Below are 15,917 nucleotides of genomic sequence, written 5' to 3'. Positions count from 1 at the left end.
GTCCGCACCAGGAGGCGCCGTGCCCTTCGTACCCACCGATCCGCTCGGGATCGACGAGCTCCTCGCGCCCGAGGACCTCGCCATCCGCGACACCGTGCGCGGCTGGGCCGCAGACCGGGTGCTGCCGCACATCGCCGGGTGGTACGAGAGCGGCGAGCTGCCCGGGATCCGGGAGCTGGCGAGAGAGCTCGGGGCCCTCGGGGCGCTCGGGATGTCGCTGGAGGGGTACGGCTGCGCCGGGGCCTCCGCCGTGCAGTACGGTCTCGCCTGCCTGGAGCTGGAGGCCGCCGACTCCGGGATCCGGTCCCTCGTCTCCGTCCAGGGCTCGCTCGCGATGTACGCGATCTGGAAGTACGGCTCCGAGGAGCAGAAGCAGCGCTGGCTCCCGGGCATGGCCGCGGGCGAGCTGATCGGCTGCTTCGGGCTGACGGAGCCCGACGTCGGCTCCGACCCGGCGGCCATGCGCACGTACGCGAAGCGCGACGGCACCGACTGGGTGCTGAACGGCCGCAAGATGTGGATCACCAACGGCAGTGTCGCGGCCGTGGCCGTGGTGTGGGCGCAGACCGACGAGGGGATCCGCGGGTTCGCCGTCCCCACCGACTCGGCCGGGTTCTCCGCACCCGAGATCAAGCACAAGTGGTCGCTGCGTGCCTCCGTGACCAGCGAGCTGGTCATGGACGACGTACGGCTGCCCGCGGACGCGGTGCTTCCCGGGGTCACCGGGCTCAAGGGGCCGCTGGGCTGCCTCAGCCACGCGCGGTACGGGATCGTCTGGGGGGCCATGGGCGCGGCACGCGCCAGCTTCGAGGCCGCGCTCGACTACGCGAGGACGCGAGAGCAGTTCGGCAGGCCCATCGGCGGCTTCCAGCTCACCCAGGCGAAGCTCGCCGACATGGCGCTCGAACTCCACAAGGGCATCCTGCTCGCCCACCACCTGGGCCGGCGGATGGACGCGGGCACCCTGCGGCCGGAGCAGATCAGTTTCGGCAAGCTCAACAACGTCCGCGAGGCCATCGACATCTGCCGCACCGCGCGGACCATCCTCGGTGCCAACGGGATCTCGCTCGAGTACCCCGTCATGCGGCACGCCACGAACCTCGAGTCGGTGCTCACCTACGAGGGCACCGTCGAGATGCACCAGCTGGTGCTGGGCAAGGCGCTCACCGGGCTCGACGCCTTCCGGTGAGAGTCCCCCAGCCACCTCCCCCAGACTCCGTCCGGGGGTACCCCCAGAGGTGCCCCCACCGCTCAGCTCTGGTTGAAGAAGTCGCGCGAGCGGCCGGCGGGCTCGCCGCTCACGATCTGGGTGTCGGCCGGGGTCAGCAGGAAGACCCTGGTCGCCACCCGTTCGATCGAGCCGCGCAGGCCGAAGGTCAGACCGGCCGCGAAGTCGACCACGCGCTTGGCGTCGGCCGGGTCCATGGACGAGAGGTTCACGATCACCGGGACGCCCTCGCGGAACAGCTCGCCGATGCCGCGGGCGTCACGGAAGCCGTCCGGGGTGACCGTCGCGATGCGCCGGCCCTGCTCGACGGCCGACTCGGACGCGACCTTGACACGGGGGTCGGTGACCCACTGGTCGCCGGGGCCCGAGACGGAACCCTGAGCGGCCTCCGCGTAGTCGTCGTCGTAGTAACGCTCGTCGTCGCTGTCCTCCACGAGACCCAACCAGGCACTCGCCTTGCGTACCGAACCCATGGACGCCTCCTTTCACCGCGGTCGGTTGTCTTCTCTCTGCTGCCCCTATGGTCGTCCATGATGCTGACAACGCGCCAAGTGGATAGCCGCCGCGCAGGGGTTTCGTGACGGTACTGGTGCAGAACATCCGTTGCACCGTCAAGCTTCCTGGCGGCTACCGCTGCTGTCTGAGTGAAAATACGACCGCTGCCGCCGTGTGGGTGACCGACACGGACGTATGGGTGAACGATCCCGCTCGATACGATGCGCATCACGCACGCGTATGACACACGGGGGACCGGTTTGTTCGGCATCGTCAGACCCTGCTCGCACCGGCTGGGAGAGCGCTTCAAGACCGAGTGGATGGCCCATCTCTGCGGGCTGTGCCTGGCACTTCGCGCGGATCACGGACAGTTCGCCCGGATCGTGACCAACTATGACGGGCTGCTCGTCTCCGTTCTGACGGAGGCTCAGTCCGGACCGGCGCCCGGCTCGCGGCGCACGGCCGGCCCCTGCCCGCTGCGCGGGATGCGGACCGCGGCGGTGGCCAAGGGAGAGGGCGCGCGGCTCGCGGCCGCCGTCTCGCTCGTCCTCGCCTCGGCGAAGGTGCGCGACCACGTGGCGGACCGGGACGGGCTGTTGGCCCGCGCGCCGATCGCCGCCGCCGCGCGCAAGGTGGCCCGCGGCTGGGACCGGGCCGGGGCCCGTGCCGGGGCCCGGATCGGCTTCGACACGGCCGTCCTCGTCGACGCCGTGGACCGGCAGGAGGGCATCGAGGCGCTCGCCGGGCCCGGCACGCCGGTGCTCGTGGTGACCGAGCCCACGGAGACCGCGACCGCCGCGGCCTTCGCCCATACCGCGCAGCTGGCGGGACGGCCAGGCAACGCCACCGCGCTCGCCGAGGCGGGCCGCTACTTCGGGCGTCTCGCGCACCTGCTGGACGCGGTCGAGGACCAGGCCGCGGACGCCGCCGCGGGCGCCTGGAACCCGCTCACGGCCACCGGGACCCCGCTCGCCGAGGCGCGGCGGCTGGCCGACGACGCCCTGCACGGCATCCGGCTGGCGCTGCGCGAGGTCGAGTTCGCGGACTCCGGGCTGGCCCACCGGCTGCTCGTGCACGAGCTGAAGACCTCGGTGGACCGGGCCTTCGGGGTCGGCGGCTGCGCGCACTCGGGCGGGCGCGCGGAGATGAACGCCGCGGGGCAGGGCGGCCAAGGGGCGCCGCCGCAGGGCTACGGCCCGGGGCAGGCGGGCCCGTACGGCAGCGGTCCGTACGGCGGCGGTCCGTACGGGGGCCAGGGCGGGAACCTGTACGGAGGGAATCCGTACGGCGGCGCGGGCGGGCCCGGCGGGCCCTGGATGCCCGGGCCGCCCGGGGGCCCCGGAGGAGGCCTGCCGCCGCAGAGGCCGCGGCGAGGGCTGCTCGCGGGCTGCGCCGTCTCCATCGGGCTGTTCTGCACCTGCCAGCTGTGCTGCACGGAGCACGAGGGGCCGTGGTCCCGCCAGAAGCGGGACCCGTGGTGCGATGCGTGCGAGTGCTGCGAGAGCTGCTCCGACTGCAACGGCTGCTGCGACTGCTGCAACTGCGACGGGTGCTGCTGCGACGGGTGCGGCTGCGACTGCTGAGCCCGCAGCGGCCTGAGGGCCCGTCAGGCACCCACGGGGCCGGACGGCGTACAGGGAGATTCCCGTCCGGGTCCGTGTGGAAGGGTTGAGCGGCATGAGCGATGACGCAGATGACGCAGACGATCCGAAGACCGCCTGGCGGAAATGGCACGAGCACCGGGTGGCTTCCGTGTCCGCCCCCTACGGCCCCCTCTCCCTCATCGGCACCCACTGGCTCTCGGACTACCCGGAAGGTCGAATTCCGGCCGTTCCGGGGCGTTGGCGCGCCACCGAGGGCGGGGTGGCGCTGAGCGCCGCCGTCGAGGACGGCCTCGCCCTCGACGGCGAACCCTTCACCGGCGACGCCGTACTCGCCGCCGACGAGGCCCCGCCCGCGCGCTCCCGGGTCGCCGCCGCCCACGACCTCCGGATCACCGTGATCCGGCGCGAGGGGGAGTGGGCGGTCCGGGTCTTCGACCCCGGCTCCGCGGCGCGGCGCGCCTTCGCCGGCATCGAGGCCACCCCGTACGACCCGGACTTCGTCCTTCCGGGGCGCTTCCGGCCGTACGAGGAGGACCGGACCGTCCAGGTGGCGAACGCCGACGGGCGGGCGCGCGGGTTCGGCCTCGGCGGCGAGCTGAGCTTCGCGTACCGGGGCGCCGAGCACACCCTGCAGGTCGCCGTCGACGAGGACGACGGCAGCCTCTGGGCCGTGATCGGCGATGCCACCGCGGGGAGCTCCAGCTACCGCTTCCGCTTCCTCAAGCCGGGGGTTCCGGACCCGGTGGACGGCTCGATCACCGTCGACTTCAACCGGACCGTGCTGCCGCCCTGCGCCTTCGCAGACCACTTCATCTGCCCGTTCCCGCCACCGGGGAACACCCTGCCCTTCGAGGTCGCGGCGGGCGAGCGGAGGCTGAAAGATGCCCTTGCCGCCCGAATCTGACGCCGAGACACTCCCGACAGCGCCTTCCGAGGGCTTGTCAGGGGCACGACGAAATCCAGTGCGCCCGCCGTACCCCCGGCTGCGCCTCACGGGCTCCGGCGCCCCCCACTGTCCGCCGGGCCCCCGATCCCTCCCGGGAGGACGAGAAGTGAGGATCAAGAGCATCACCCGTACCCGGCTGCTCGCCGTGGCCGCCGGCCTGGCGGCCGTCGCCGGGCTCGCCGCCCCCACCGCGGCGAGCGCGGACACCGGCTTCAGCGCGGCGCGGCTCGCCGCGGCCGGAGCCTCCGTCCAGCGCGCCGACGTCGCCGGCACCGCCTGGTACGCCGACCCGGCCGCCGGAACCCTCGTGGTCACCGCCGACTCCACCGTCTCCGCCGCGGACATCGCCAGGATCCGCAGCGAGGCCGGAGCCGAAGCCGGGGCCCTGCGCATCGAGCGCACCCCCGGCAAGCTGCGCAAGCTGATCTCCGGCGGCGACGCCATCTACACCTCGGGCTGGCGCTGCTCGCTCGGCTTCAACGTGCGCAGCGGGAACACGTACTACGTGCTGACCGCCGGGCACTGCACCGACGGCGCCGGCACCTGGTGGACGAACTCCTCGCACACCACCACCGTCGGCTCGACCGTCGGCTCGAGCTTCCCGACCAACGACTACGGCCTGATCAAGTACGCCAGCAGCTCGCCGGTGCCGCCGGGCACCGTCGGCAGCCAGGACATCACCAGCGCCGCCAACGCCACCGTCGGGATGTCCGTCACCCGGCGCGGCTCCACCACCGGCACCCACGGCGGCTCGGTGACCGGCCTCAACGCCACCGTCAACTACGGCGGCGGCGACATCGTCTACGGCATGATCCGCACCAACGTCTGCGCCGAGCCCGGCGACAGCGGCGGCCCCCTCTACTCCGGCACCCGCGCCATCGGCCTCACCTCCGGGGGCAGCGGCGACTGCACCTCGGGCGGCACCACCTTCTTCCAGCCCGCGGTCGAGGCCCTCAACGCCTACGGCGTGAGCGTGTACTGACCCGTCCGCCCTGCGACACAATGAGCCCCCGCCCAACTCCTGGGCGGGGGCTCGCCTTTCAGGGGAAACGGGGTGGCGCACATGGCCGGTGCACCTTCCGCGCGGGGAGGCTCCGCGCCCGACGCGCAGCGCCGGATCCGGCGTAACCGCTGGCTGTTCACCGCACCCCTGGTGCTGCTCTGCCTCCTGGGCGTCGTACTCGTCTGGGAGATCGTGCGGGGGAACATGTCCGAAGCCTCCCGCGCCCACTGGCCGTGGCGGCTCCAGCTGATGGGCGCCGAACCCCTCGCGAGCCTGCTGGCCGTGGCAGCCGGCGCCGTCCTGGCCCGCGCCCAGTACGCGCGTACGGTACGGCCGATGCTGGGGTGGCGCTCCGAGTACGTGGAGGGGGAACTGCCGGGCGAGTCGAAGGCCTGGAAGACCGGCGTCCTCAACGGCGGCCAGCACAACGTGGGGGTGCATCGCGTCGACTACTTCGTGGTGATGCAGGGCGATCCGTTCGACGGGAGGCCGGTTCCCGAGGGGGCGTGGCTGAGCCTGGGCGAAGCCGGTGAGCGGCTGGGCGAGGCGGGGCTGCGGCCCGCCGTCGAATTCCGCCTGGTCAGCTTCGGAGCGGGATTCCCGCTGGTGGCGACCGGTACCTACGAGACGATAGCCGTGGGGGTTTTCTCGAAGCGGTTCGTCGACGAGGTACAGGCCCTCCACATGCGCATCCAGGTGGTGGACAGCGTCGGGGACATGCACGAGCGGGTCATCGACTGCCTCAAGGGTGCCCGGGAATCGGTGGCCGCACCCGTGGAGCAGCCCCGGGCGAGTGCGCCGACGGTGCCCGTACCCAGGACCGCGCCGCCCGCCGGATGACGCCCCCTAGGCGGACACCTCCTGGCCCCGCAGCCAGTCCAGTGCCTCCGAGAGGGCGTACTGCGCCGCGAAATGGCCGGCTCCGGGCTTGAGCACCGCTGTGCCGTGCCCGATGCGTTCCGCGAGCCAGTGGAAATGGCCCACGGGGGAGAACACGTCCTCGGCGCCGTGCCAGAGCATGACGGGGCCGGTGATCCCTCCCGGGTCGAACCCCCAGGGCCGGCGGAACGCGAGGGAGTCGTCCAGCCATCCGTACGCGGAGGTCCGCAGCGCCTCACGGAAGTTGTCCAGGACGGACTGGCGCACCCGCTCGTCGGCCAGGATCCGCAGGTCCGCGGCCGGGAGGTCCCCGCGCAAGTCCTCGAGCAGCCGGCCGGGATCCCGGCGGATCTCCTCCGCCCGGGCGGAGAGACGCAGTTCCAGCGCCGCCGGGTCGTGGTCCGCGAGCGTGTAGTGCTCCACGTTGTACGGGGTCATGCCGGCATACCAGTCGAGTCCGGCGCCGTCGCGGGGCGCCATGCCGACCAGGCAGGCCGTGGCCGTCACCCGGTCGGGGAGCAGGGCCGCGCAGGCGAGCGCGTGCGGACCGCCCCCGGAACGGCCGACGACCGCGAAGCGGCCGATGCCGAAGGCGTCCGCGACGGCGGCGGAGTCGTCGGCCGCGTCGGCCACGCACCGCCCCGGTGCTCGGCCGGAGTCCCCGTAGCCGGGCCGGTCGTAGGCGAAGAAGCGGACGTGCGGATGGCGTTCGGGGGCGTCGCCGAGCGCGACGCCGAGGCGGCTGCCCGGCATGCCGTGGTGCAGCAGGACCGGTGAGCCGTCGGGAGCCCCCCATTGCTGCGCGATCACCTTCCGCCCGTCGCCCCGGCCCACCTCGATGCGCATCCCGGCTCCCTCCCGCTGCGACGCCCTGCCTCCGATGGAAGCACGGCCGGTCTGCGGCGGGGCGGGGAATGCGGAGAGTGAGAGCGGGGAGAAATTCTTGTGAAAGATTTCACAAGCGAGCAGGGGCTTTGGTCATTGGTTGAAACAGCAGGTCAGGTGGGTTTTTGGGGGAGGGTTCGATGGAGTCGGGGGGACCTTCGGCCTGGCGGGAAAGGGCTTTGTCGGGGCCGCGGGTTTTGGTTTCGGGTGTCGAATTGAGGCGTCAGGAAAACCGTTCCGGTCGTGTCGATGCGAAGGAGTTCCCGCCATGCAGGCGAACGAGATGGTGGACGGACTCGTCCAGCGGGCGCTGACGGCGCTCGGCCGGTTCGAGGCCTTCGGCCAGGAGCAGGTCGACCACATCGTCAAGAAGGCCTCGCTGGCAGCCCTGGGGCAGCACGGCGAACTGGCCCGGCTCGCCGTCGAGGAGACCGGCCGCGGGCTGTTCGAGGACAAGGCCGTCAAGAACCTCTTCGCGTGCGAGCACGTCGTGAACTCGATGCGCGGCCTGAAGACCGCGGGCGTCATCCGGCGCGACGAGCTGAACGGCATCACCGAGATCGCCGAACCCGTCGGCGTCGTCTGCGCGATGACCCCGGTCACCAACCCGACCTCCACCACCGTCTTCAAGGCGCTGATCGCCCTGAAGACCCGCAACCCGGTCATCTTCGCCTTCCACCCCTCCGCGCAGCACTGCTCGGCCGAGGCGGCCCGGATCGTGCGGGACGCCGCCGTCGCGGCCGGCGCCCCCGCCGACTGCGTGCAATGGGTCGAGCAGCCCTCCATGGAGGCCACCGGCGCCCTCATGAACCACCCGGGCGTCTCCACCATCCTCGCCACCGGCGGCAACGCGATGGTCAAGGCCGCCTACTCCTGCGGCAAGCCAGCCCTGGGCGTCGGCGCCGGCAACGTGCCCGCGTACGTCCACAAGAGCGCCAGGCTGGACCGCGCGATCCACGACATCGTGCTCTCCAAGGCCTTCGACCACGGCATGATCTGCGCCTCCGAGCAGGCCGTCATCCTCGACGCCGAGATCTACGAGCGGGGCCTCGCCGAGTTCCGGCGGCTCGGCGCCCACGTGGTGAGCGCCGCCGAGAAGGCCAAGCTGGAGCAGTTCGTCTTCGGCACGACCGCCTACGCCGCGAACTGCGCCGGCGCGAAGCTGAACGCGGCGGTCGTCGGCAGATCCCCGCACTGGATCGCCGAGCAGGCCGGGTTCAGCGTCCCCGAAGGCACCTCCCTGCTCCTCGCCGAGTGCAACGAGGTCGGCGACGGCGAGCCGCTGACCCGCGAGAAGCTCTCCCCGGTGCTGGCCGCGCTGAAGTCCTCCGACACCGAGCACGGCCTGGAACTGGCCGCCGCGATGGTCGAGTTCCACGGTCTGGGCCACAGCGCCGCCATCCACGCCGAGGACGAGGCGCTCGTCGAGGAGTTCGGCAGGAAGGTCAAGGCGGTCCGCGTCATCGCCAACGCGCCCTCCACCTTCGGCGGGATCGGCGACGTCTACAACGCCTTCCTCCCCTCGCTGACCCTCGGCTGCGGCTCGTACGGCCACAACTCGGTCTCGAACAACGTCACCGCGGTCAACCTGATCAACATCAAGCGGATCGGACGGCGAAACAACAACATGCAGTGGTTCAAGGTCCCGCCGAAGATCTACTTCGAGCGCAACTCCATCCGCCACCTGGGCGAGATGGAGGGCATCGGCCGGGTCTCGATCGTCACCGACAAGACGATGGTGGCGCTGGGCTTCGTACAGAAGGTGACCGACATCCTGCAGGCCCGCGAGGGCTCCGTCGCCGTCCAGGTCATCGACGACGTCGAGCCCGACCCGGAGCTCGCCACCGTGCGGGCGGGCGCCGCGCTGATGCGCGAGTTCCGGCCGGACACGATCATCGGCCTCGGCGGCGGGTCCCCGATGGACGCCGCGAAGATCATGTGGCTGATGTACGAGCGCCCCGAGGTGGAGTTCGCCGACGCGAAGGAGAAGTTCTTCGACGTCCGCAAGCGGGCCTACACCTTCCCCGCACTGGGCGAGAAGGCCCGGATGGTGGCCATCCCGACCACCTCGGGCACCGGCTCCGAGGTCACCCCGTTCGCCGTCATCTCCGACCCGGCCGCCGCCCGGAAGTACGCGCTGGCCGACTACGCGCTGACCCCGGACGTCGCCATCGTCGACCCGGTGCTCCCGATGGGGCTGCCGGCCACCGTGACCGCCGACTCCGGATTCGACGCCCTGACGCACGCCACCGAGGCGTACGTCTCCGCCTACGCGAACGACTACACCGACGGGCTGTGCCTCCAGGCCGTCAAGCTGGTCTTCGAGAACCTCGAACGCTGCGTGGTGGACGGGCCGAACGACCCGGAGGCGCGCGAGAAGATGCACAACGCCGGCGCGGTGGCCGGCATGGCCTTCGCCAACGCCTTCCTGGGCCTGGTCCACGCCATGGCGCACACCCTGGGCAACACCTTCCACGTGGCCCACGGCCGGACCAACGCCCTGCTGCTGCCGCACGTGATCCGGTACAACGGGACGGTCTCGCACAAGGCAACCCCGTGGCCGAAGGCCGAGGTCTACCGGGCTCCGGAGCGCTTCCAGGAGATCGCGAGGATGCTGGGCCTGCCGGCCGCGACCCCGGCCGAGGGCGTCGAATCGTACGCCCGCGCCGTCGAGGAGCTGCGCGCCAGGTGCGGGATCCCGGCCTCGTTCGCGGAGGAGGGCGTGGACGAGCAGGCCTTCCTGGAGGCCCTGCCGGCGCAGGCCGTGAACGCGTACGCCGACCAGTGCGCGCCCGCCAACCCGCGGATGCCGATGATCGACGACATGCAGCGGCTGATGCGGCAGGCGTACTACGGCAACGCGGAGGGCGCGCCGGCCGCCTGACGCCCGATCACCGCGAACGCGAGGGCCCGCCCGGGCGCACGGAAAGGCCCGGGCGGGCTTTGCGCGTACACCCCGGACACGCCCTAGGCGTGCGGGACGAGCAGGGCCGCCGCCGAGCGGGCCCGCTCCAGGGACGCGGCCCGGTCGGCGCCGCGCTGTCCGAGCACCACCCGGGTGCTCAGCCCGTCCAGCAGAGCGAGCAGCTCCGAGGCCCGGGCGGGCACGTCCAGGGCGGCGGTGAAGCGGCCCTGGTCCACGCCCTTCGCGAGCAGGGCCTCCAGGTCGCGCTGCCAGCCGTCGTCGATCTCCTGCTGGGCGGCGCGCAGGTCCTCGTTGGCGGGGGTGCGGGCCCACAGTTCGATCCACAGGGTCCAGCGCGGATCGCGGGGGCCGCGCGGCAGGTACAGCTCCAGGAAGAGGGCGAGCTTGCGGTGCGCGGTGACCCGGCGCGCCAGCAACCGCGTGCGCTCCGCGGCGAGCCGGTCCTCGCTCCAGCGCAGCGCGGCCAGCAGCAGCCGGTCCTTGCTGCCGAAGTAGTAGAGGATGTGGCCGCCGCTGGTGCCGAGCCGCTCGGCGAGCGCCGACATCGTCAGCTCCGCCAGACCGCCCTCGGCGATCGCCGCCATGGCCTCCTCCAGCATCCGCTCCTGGGCGATCCGCCCGTCGCGTCGCCGTGCCGACCCCGCTGCCCCGCCTGCCCCGGCTGCTCCCGCCACCCCTGCCGCCTTCCCGATCTTCGTGGCCCGACCTTATCCCGGACAGGGTCTTGACGCGGTCCCGATCGGCGGCGCATCTTGAATGCCATTCAAGAACTTAGAACGTCATTCAAGGTTCAGCGGGTCCACAGTCAGGGGTACGGCGCATGACGCAGCAGGACGCGACGCAGGAGACGACGGCCGACGTCGACGAGGTGTTCCGGGTCGAGACCCACGGCATCGACCCCATCCCCGACGCCGAGCGGCACGGCGGTGCCCGAGACCTCTTCTGGCTCTGGTTCGGCTCCAACCTCACCTTCACCTACGTGATCAACGGCGCCCTCGCCGTGGCCTTCGGACTCTCCTTCTGGCAGGCCACCGCCGTCGTCGTGATCAGCGGACTGTCCTTCTTCGCGGTCAGCGCCGCCGGGCTCAGCGGCATCCGCACCGGCACCGCCACCCTCGTCATCTCCCGGGCCGCCTTCGGCATCCGCGGGAACTTCCCGGCCGGCGTCCTGAACTGGGTGGTGAGCATCGGCTACACCATCGTCAACACCGTGGTCGGCACGCTCGCCCTGGAGGTGTTCTTCGCCGAGGTCGGCCTCGGCGAAGGCGCCGCGGTACGGGCCCTCGCGCTCGGGATCACCCTCGCGCTCACCTTCGCCGTCGCGATGTGGGGCCACGCCACCGTGCAGTTCGCCGAGCGCTGGATGGCCTACGTCCTCGCCCTCGGCTTCGGCGCGCTGCTCGTCTTCCTGCTGCCCGGCGCGCAGACCGCCGCCCCCGTCCACGCCGCGGCCCCGGGCCTGTCCGGCTGGAGCCTGGCCTTCGTCGTGATGCTGGCCGGGCCCTTCTCGTACCTGCCGATGCCCGCCGACTACACCCGCTACCTGCCCCGGACCACCTCCCTGAAGTCGATCACCTGGATGGGCGCCCTCGGCGGGTTCGTCTCCTCCGTCGCCCTCGGCGTCGCCGGGGTCGCCGCGGCCACCCAGACCGACATGACCGACGCCGTCGCGGGGGCCGAGAGCCTGCTCCCGGGCTGGTTCCAGCCGGCGTTCCTGGCGCTCGTGCTCGGCGGCTCCGTCACCAACTCGATCATCACCCTCTACTCCTCCAGCCTGAACCTCCAGGTCCTCGGCATCCCGTGGAGCCGGGCCCGCGCCATCGTGATCAGCGCCGCGGTCACCGCAGCCGGTTCGCTCGCCGCGCTCTTCCTGACCGACTTCACCACCTCGCTGCTCTCCTTCCTCTCCCTCCTGATCATCGTGTTCGCGCCCTGGGGCGGGGTCTTCCTCGCCGACATGCTGCTGCGCCGCTGCCGCTACGACTCCGACGCGCTGCACGCCGGGAGCGCGGGCGCCTACTGGTACCGGGCCGGCTACCACCCCGCCGGCATGGCCGCCCTGCTGGCCGGCATGGCCTTCGCGGCGCTGACCTGCGATTCCGAGCTGTGGACCGGCCCGCTGGTGGCCCCGCTCGGCGGCGCCGACCTGACCCTGCTCGGCTCCGTCGTCTCCGCGCTCACGTACTGGTTCCTCGCCCGCCGGGTGCCCGCGTACGTCCCGGCCGCCTGACCCCTCGTACCGCCACTCCGCCCCCCCGCCGCCCCCTCTGCACAGGAGCACCACCCATGCCGCACCCGTTCCCCGCCGACCTGCTGCTCACCGGAGCCCGGATCCACACCGTCGACCCGGACCTGCCCGAGGCCGAGGCCCTGGCCGTGTCCGACGGCCGGATCGTCTGGCTCGGCCCGGACGCGGAGGCCGCCGCCTGGGCGGGCCCGGACACCGAGCGGATCGACGCGGGCGGCCGGCTGGTGCTGCCCGGGTTCGTCGACGCCCACAACCACGTCCGGCTCGGCTCCGACGACGCCTGCGTACAGCTGGCCGGAGTGCGCACCCTGGAGGCGATCCTCGACCGGATCGGGGCCTGGCGGGAGGCGCACCCGGACGCCGAGTGGATCGAGGCCGAGGCCTTCGACTACTCCGCGATCCCCGGCGGGCGGATGCCCACCGCCGCCGACCTGGACCCGGTCACCGGGGAGGTCCCGGCGATCGTGCTCTCGTACGACGTGCACACCGCCTGGCTGAACACGGCCGCGATGCGCCGGCTCGGGGTCACGAAGGACCGTACCGACCTGCCCTTCGGCACCGCGGCCGTCGATCCGGAGACCGGCGAGCCCACCGGCTTCGTCAAGGACTTCGCGATCAAGGGGCTCTCCCGGGACGGCCACCGGGCGCTGCGCGAACTCGGCGTGCCGTGGGCCTCGCCGGACCGGCAGTACGGGCGCCTCGCCAAGAGCCTGGACGACGCGATCGGCTTCGGCATCACCACGGTCGTGGAGCCGCAGAACTCCCTGGACGACCTGGAGCTCTACGAGCGGGCCCGCGCCGAGGGCCGGCTGCGCTCGCGGATCGTGGCGGCGCTGTTCCACCCGCGCGGTACGACCGAGGAGGAGCTGGACGCCTTCGCGGCGGCGGCCCGCATGTACTCCGGGGACCGGCTGCGGGTCGGGCCGCTCAAGCTGTACATCGACGACGTGGTCGAGCCGCGCACGGCCGCGCTGCTGGAGCCGTACACCGGGTGCGGGGCGCACCGGGGCGAGACCTTCTACCCGGCGGAGGAGTTCGCGGAGCTGCTGGCGCGCCTGGACGCGCGCGGGTTCCAGTGCTTCGTGCACGCCACGGGCGACCGGGGGATCCGTACGGTCCTGGACGCCGTCGAGCACGCCCGTACGGTCAACGGGCCGCGGGACGCCCGCCACCAGGTGGTGCACGTGGAATGCCTGGACCCGGCGGACGTGCCGCGCTTCGCCGGGCTCGGCGTGGTGGCCTGCATGCAGCCGCGGCACTGCGCGCCGGAGATCGCCGGGCCGGGCCAGGACTGGGCGGAGAACGTGGGCGAGGACCGCTGGCACAAGGCGTGGCCGATGCGGAGCCTGGCCGAGGCGGGGGCGGTGCTGGCGTTCTCCAGCGACTGGAACGTGGCCGAGATGGACCCGATGATCGGGATCTACACGGCGGTCACCCGCCGCCCGCTGGACGGCGGGGACCCGTGGCAGCCGGCCGAGACGGTGGACGTGGCGACGGCGGTGTACGGCTACACGATGGGCTCGGCCCACGCCAACTTCCTGGAGGCGGACCGCGGGTCGCTGACGGTGGGCAAGGCGGCGGACTTCGTGGTGCTGTCCCGGGACATCCTGACCGTGGCCCCGGAGCGGATCCCGGGCACGGTGGCCGAGACGGTGGTGGTGGCGGGAGAGGTGGTCCACAAGGCCTGAGGGTGCCGGGTGCGTCCGGGCGTCCGGGCGTCGGTGCGTCCGGTGCGTCCGGTGCGTCCGGGGCGTCCGTGCGGGCCGGACGCGCCGGTCAGGTCTCCGGGTGTTCCTCCGGGGCGAGGAAGCGGCCCATCGGGAGCACCTGGCGGCCCCAGGTGCTCGCCATGATCTGCCCGGCCAGGAGGTACGTGGCCCCGAGGGCGGCGAGCAGCCCGCTCCAGCCGGTGACCCGGAGCCAGGTCTGCGAGCCGGTGAACCCGGCCACGGTCATCCCGACGAAGACGACCAGGACGCAGGTGAAGGTCGACAGCAGCACCAGGTGGATCCGGAAGCTCCCCACCCACAGCACGAACACCACGAACACCCAGGGCAGGGTGAACAGGCCGCTGACGTCCCCGCGCAGCGCCGGTTCGGTGGCCGGCAGCACCCACTGGAGCAGGCAGGCCTTGGACATCCAGAACAGGCCGAAGCCGCCGAAGACGGTGGCGTGCCAGGTGTCGCCGCGCTGGGCCTGGAAGAGCCCGGCCAGCAGCTGGGCGAGGCCGCCGATGAAGAAGCCGACCAGCGGCAGTACCGAGTGGCCGAGCTTCTCGGGGAAGACGCCCGCGTCGATCCCGGTGGCGATGACGGTGACCACGATGAAGCCGGTGAGGCCGAGCGCGCCCAGCTGGGCCTGGGCGCTGGGCTCCATCCGCTTGACGGAGACGGCCTGGGCGGCGGGGCCCTGGCGGTTGCGGAGCCCGAGGAGGCCGTTGCCGCGCTCGCCGCCGCCCGTGCCGCTGCCGCCGCCCGTGCCGCGTCCGCTCCTGCCGCCGCCCGTGCCGCCGCCGCCCGGGGTGCTCATCGGGCCGCCGCCCCCTCACCGTCCGGCGCCTCGTCCGGGAGCCCGCTGCCCACGGCGGCCCCCGGGCGGCCCCCGCGGAAGACCGCGCAGGTCACGGTGGCGGCCGAGCCGAGCACCGCCCAGGCTGCCAGCACCAGCATCGGTCCGGCCGCCGCGTTGCCCTCGAAGTACGTGATCGAGCGCGCGGCGTACGTGCCCGCGCCCGGTGGCAGGGCCGGGCCGATGGCCCTCCAGAACGGAGGCAGCAGCGGATACGGGTAGGCGCCGCCCGCGCTCGGATTGCCGAACACCACCACCAGCAGGATCGCGAGGCCGATGCCGACGACGCCCGCCACCCCCTGGAAGGCCAGGGTGATCGCCCCGACCGCGAAGACGACGAGGGTGCCCAGCCCCCACAGGGCCATGATGCCGCCGGGCAGCGCGCCCAGGATCGGGCCCGCGATGACCGTGCCGAGCAGCCCGGCGGCGATCGAGTACAGCAGCAGCGCGCCGAGCCGGATGAAGGCGCGGTGGGAGTTGGCGGGCCGGGCGCCGGCGCTGATCGCGAGGATCGCGGCGCACAGGTAGCCGCCGACGCACCAGCCGATGACGAGGTAGAAGGCGCTCAGGCCGCGGGCGTCGCCCGCGGCGGCCGGGGCCACGTCGACGACCCGCACGGCCCTGCCCCGGGCCTGCTCGACACGGCCGACGACCTGTTCGAGGGCCTGCGAGAGCGAGGCGCCGGCGCCGCTCGCCACCAGCAGCCGGTCGGCCGGGCCGGCCGGGTCGATGACCAGCGCCCCGTCCACGTCCCGGTCCTTCACCTCCGCCGTCGCGGCCGCCTCGTCCTGGACCGCGTGCGGGTCGAGCGGTTTCCCGGGCAGGTCGGCGAGCTGCTGCGCGGACTGCTCGGCGACCTGCCGGGCGGGGGCGGCCACGGCGATCGGGATCTCGCTGGGCTTCGGCTGGTGGAAGGCCCCGATGTAGGAGGTGACGAAGGCGAGCTGGAGCGCCAGCACCCCCACGAGCAGCAGGGCGGCCCGGAGGGTGACGGCGTCCTTGACCTCGGCGAGGAACCCGGCGGACGGAGGCGGGGAGGTGGGCTGGGTCATGACTCACACGCTCGGCGTACGGGGGACGGCACGCAGCAGGGACGGGCCGAATGGATGACGGGGCGGGAGGCGGCCCGACCAGC

General features: G+C 72.8%; 13 protein-coding genes. 8 read left to right on the top strand and 5 right to left on the bottom strand.

Features of this window, described 5'->3' with window-relative positions:
• The first annotated feature begins 19 nt into the window (after nucleotides 1-19).
• Nucleotides 20-1,189 carry an acyl-CoA dehydrogenase family protein gene (locus ACFY1T_RS13640; RefSeq protein WP_390788267.1) on the top strand — a complete coding sequence of 390 codons (1,170 nt, stop codon included), beginning with the start codon at nucleotides 20-22 and terminating at the stop codon, nucleotides 1,187-1,189.
• Nucleotides 1,190-1,251: 62 nt separating this feature from the next.
• Here ACFY1T_RS13640 and ACFY1T_RS13635 read toward each other — a convergent pair whose 3' ends face one another.
• Nucleotides 1,252-1,701 carry a cell division protein SepF gene (locus ACFY1T_RS13635; RefSeq protein WP_030161760.1) on the bottom strand — a complete coding sequence of 150 codons (450 nt, stop codon included), beginning with the start codon at nucleotides 1,699-1,701 and terminating at the stop codon, nucleotides 1,252-1,254.
• A 282-nt stretch (nucleotides 1,702-1,983) separates the two neighbouring features.
• Here ACFY1T_RS13635 and ACFY1T_RS13630 point away from each other — a divergent pair, with 282 nt between their 5' ends.
• The 4 genes from ACFY1T_RS13630 to ACFY1T_RS13615 all read left to right on the top strand — a co-directional run bounded on the left by ACFY1T_RS13630 (nucleotide 1,984) and on the right by ACFY1T_RS13615 (nucleotide 6,116).
• Nucleotides 1,984-3,306 (top strand): DUF5685 family protein, encoded by a 1,323-nt coding sequence (locus ACFY1T_RS13630; protein WP_390788266.1) that lies wholly within the window; start codon nucleotides 1,984-1,986, stop codon nucleotides 3,304-3,306.
• A 94-nt stretch (nucleotides 3,307-3,400) separates the two neighbouring features.
• Nucleotides 3,401-4,231: a DUF1684 domain-containing protein gene (locus ACFY1T_RS13625; RefSeq protein WP_390788265.1), complete on the top strand. Its 831-nt coding sequence runs from the start codon at nucleotides 3,401-3,403 to the stop codon at nucleotides 4,229-4,231.
• Between the two features lie 148 nt (nucleotides 4,232-4,379).
• Nucleotides 4,380-5,255 carry a S1 family peptidase gene (locus ACFY1T_RS13620; RefSeq protein ID WP_390788264.1) on the top strand — a complete coding sequence of 292 codons (876 nt, stop codon included), beginning with the start codon at nucleotides 4,380-4,382 and terminating at the stop codon, nucleotides 5,253-5,255.
• Nucleotides 5,256-5,336: 81 nt separating this feature from the next.
• On the top strand, nucleotides 5,337-6,116 hold the full coding sequence (locus tag ACFY1T_RS13615; RefSeq protein WP_390788263.1) for a hypothetical protein: 780 nt from the start codon (nucleotides 5,337-5,339) through the stop codon (nucleotides 6,114-6,116).
• 6 nt (nucleotides 6,117-6,122) lie between these two features.
• Here the strand turns inward: ACFY1T_RS13615 and ACFY1T_RS13610 are convergent, their stop codons facing one another.
• Complete coding sequence (locus tag ACFY1T_RS13610) at nucleotides 6,123-7,001, bottom strand: alpha/beta fold hydrolase (protein ID WP_390788262.1); 879 nt, start codon at nucleotides 6,999-7,001, stop codon at nucleotides 6,123-6,125.
• Nucleotides 7,002-7,308: 307 nt separating this feature from the next.
• Here ACFY1T_RS13610 and adhE point away from each other — a divergent pair, with 307 nt between their 5' ends.
• Entirely contained in the window at nucleotides 7,309-9,924 is a 2,616-nt protein-coding gene (gene adhE / locus ACFY1T_RS13605; RefSeq protein ID WP_390788261.1) for a bifunctional acetaldehyde-CoA/alcohol dehydrogenase, read from the top strand.
• 83 nt (nucleotides 9,925-10,007) lie between these two features.
• Here adhE and ACFY1T_RS13600 read toward each other — a convergent pair whose 3' ends face one another.
• Nucleotides 10,008-10,565: a TetR/AcrR family transcriptional regulator gene (locus tag ACFY1T_RS13600; protein WP_390788305.1), complete on the bottom strand. Its 558-nt coding sequence runs from the start codon at nucleotides 10,563-10,565 to the stop codon at nucleotides 10,008-10,010.
• 221 nt (nucleotides 10,566-10,786) lie between these two features.
• Here ACFY1T_RS13600 and ACFY1T_RS13595 point away from each other — a divergent pair, with 221 nt between their 5' ends.
• Entirely contained in the window at nucleotides 10,787-12,196 is a 1,410-nt protein-coding gene (locus ACFY1T_RS13595) for a purine-cytosine permease family protein (RefSeq protein WP_390788260.1), read from the top strand.
• A 56-nt stretch (nucleotides 12,197-12,252) separates the two neighbouring features.
• On the top strand, nucleotides 12,253-13,902 hold the full coding sequence (locus ACFY1T_RS13590) for an amidohydrolase (protein ID WP_390788259.1): 1,650 nt from the start codon (nucleotides 12,253-12,255) through the stop codon (nucleotides 13,900-13,902).
• A gap of 88 nt (nucleotides 13,903-13,990) precedes the next feature.
• Here the strand turns inward: ACFY1T_RS13590 and ACFY1T_RS13585 are convergent, their stop codons facing one another.
• Together ACFY1T_RS13585 and ACFY1T_RS13580 are read right to left on the bottom strand one after the other, a co-directional pair.
• Nucleotides 13,991-14,743 carry an acetate uptake transporter gene (locus tag ACFY1T_RS13585; RefSeq protein ID WP_390788258.1) on the bottom strand — a complete coding sequence of 251 codons (753 nt, stop codon included), beginning with the start codon at nucleotides 14,741-14,743 and terminating at the stop codon, nucleotides 13,991-13,993.
• Nucleotides 14,740-15,834, bottom strand: coding sequence for a DUF3533 domain-containing protein (locus ACFY1T_RS13580; RefSeq protein WP_390788257.1), 1,095 nt, complete (start codon nucleotides 15,832-15,834; stop codon nucleotides 14,740-14,742). The genes ACFY1T_RS13585 and ACFY1T_RS13580 overlap by 4 nt, the downstream gene beginning before the upstream one ends.
• Nucleotides 15,835-15,917 lie beyond the last annotated feature (83 nt).

Origin of the sequence: Streptomyces sp. NPDC001194 (assembly GCF_042896985.1) — a bacterium.
Taxonomy (GTDB): Bacteria; Actinomycetota; Actinomycetes; order Streptomycetales; family Streptomycetaceae; genus Streptomyces.
This window is presented reverse-complemented; position numbering and strand designations above follow the sequence as displayed.

Coding starts and splice junctions, on each gene's coding strand:
- adhE (WP_390788261.1), top strand. CDS start 7,309: ATGCAGGCGAACGAGATGGTGGACGGACTCGTCCAGCGGGCGCTGACG.
- ACFY1T_RS13585 (WP_390788258.1), bottom strand. CDS start 14,743: ATGAGCACCCCGGGCGGCGGCGGCACGGGCGGCGGCAGGAGCGGACGC.
- ACFY1T_RS13635 (WP_030161760.1), bottom strand. CDS start 1,701: ATGGGTTCGGTACGCAAGGCGAGTGCCTGGTTGGGTCTCGTGGAGGAC.
- ACFY1T_RS13595 (WP_390788260.1), top strand. CDS start 10,787: ATGACGCAGCAGGACGCGACGCAGGAGACGACGGCCGACGTCGACGAG.
- ACFY1T_RS13580 (WP_390788257.1), bottom strand. CDS start 15,834: ATGACCCAGCCCACCTCCCCGCCTCCGTCCGCCGGGTTCCTCGCCGAG.
- ACFY1T_RS13625 (WP_390788265.1), top strand. CDS start 3,401: ATGAGCGATGACGCAGATGACGCAGACGATCCGAAGACCGCCTGGCGG.
- ACFY1T_RS13600 (WP_390788305.1), bottom strand. CDS start 10,565: ATGCTGGAGGAGGCCATGGCGGCGATCGCCGAGGGCGGTCTGGCGGAG.
- ACFY1T_RS13590 (WP_390788259.1), top strand. CDS start 12,253: ATGCCGCACCCGTTCCCCGCCGACCTGCTGCTCACCGGAGCCCGGATC.
- ACFY1T_RS13615 (WP_390788263.1), top strand. CDS start 5,337: ATGGCCGGTGCACCTTCCGCGCGGGGAGGCTCCGCGCCCGACGCGCAG.
- ACFY1T_RS13610 (WP_390788262.1), bottom strand. CDS start 7,001: ATGCGCATCGAGGTGGGCCGGGGCGACGGGCGGAAGGTGATCGCGCAG.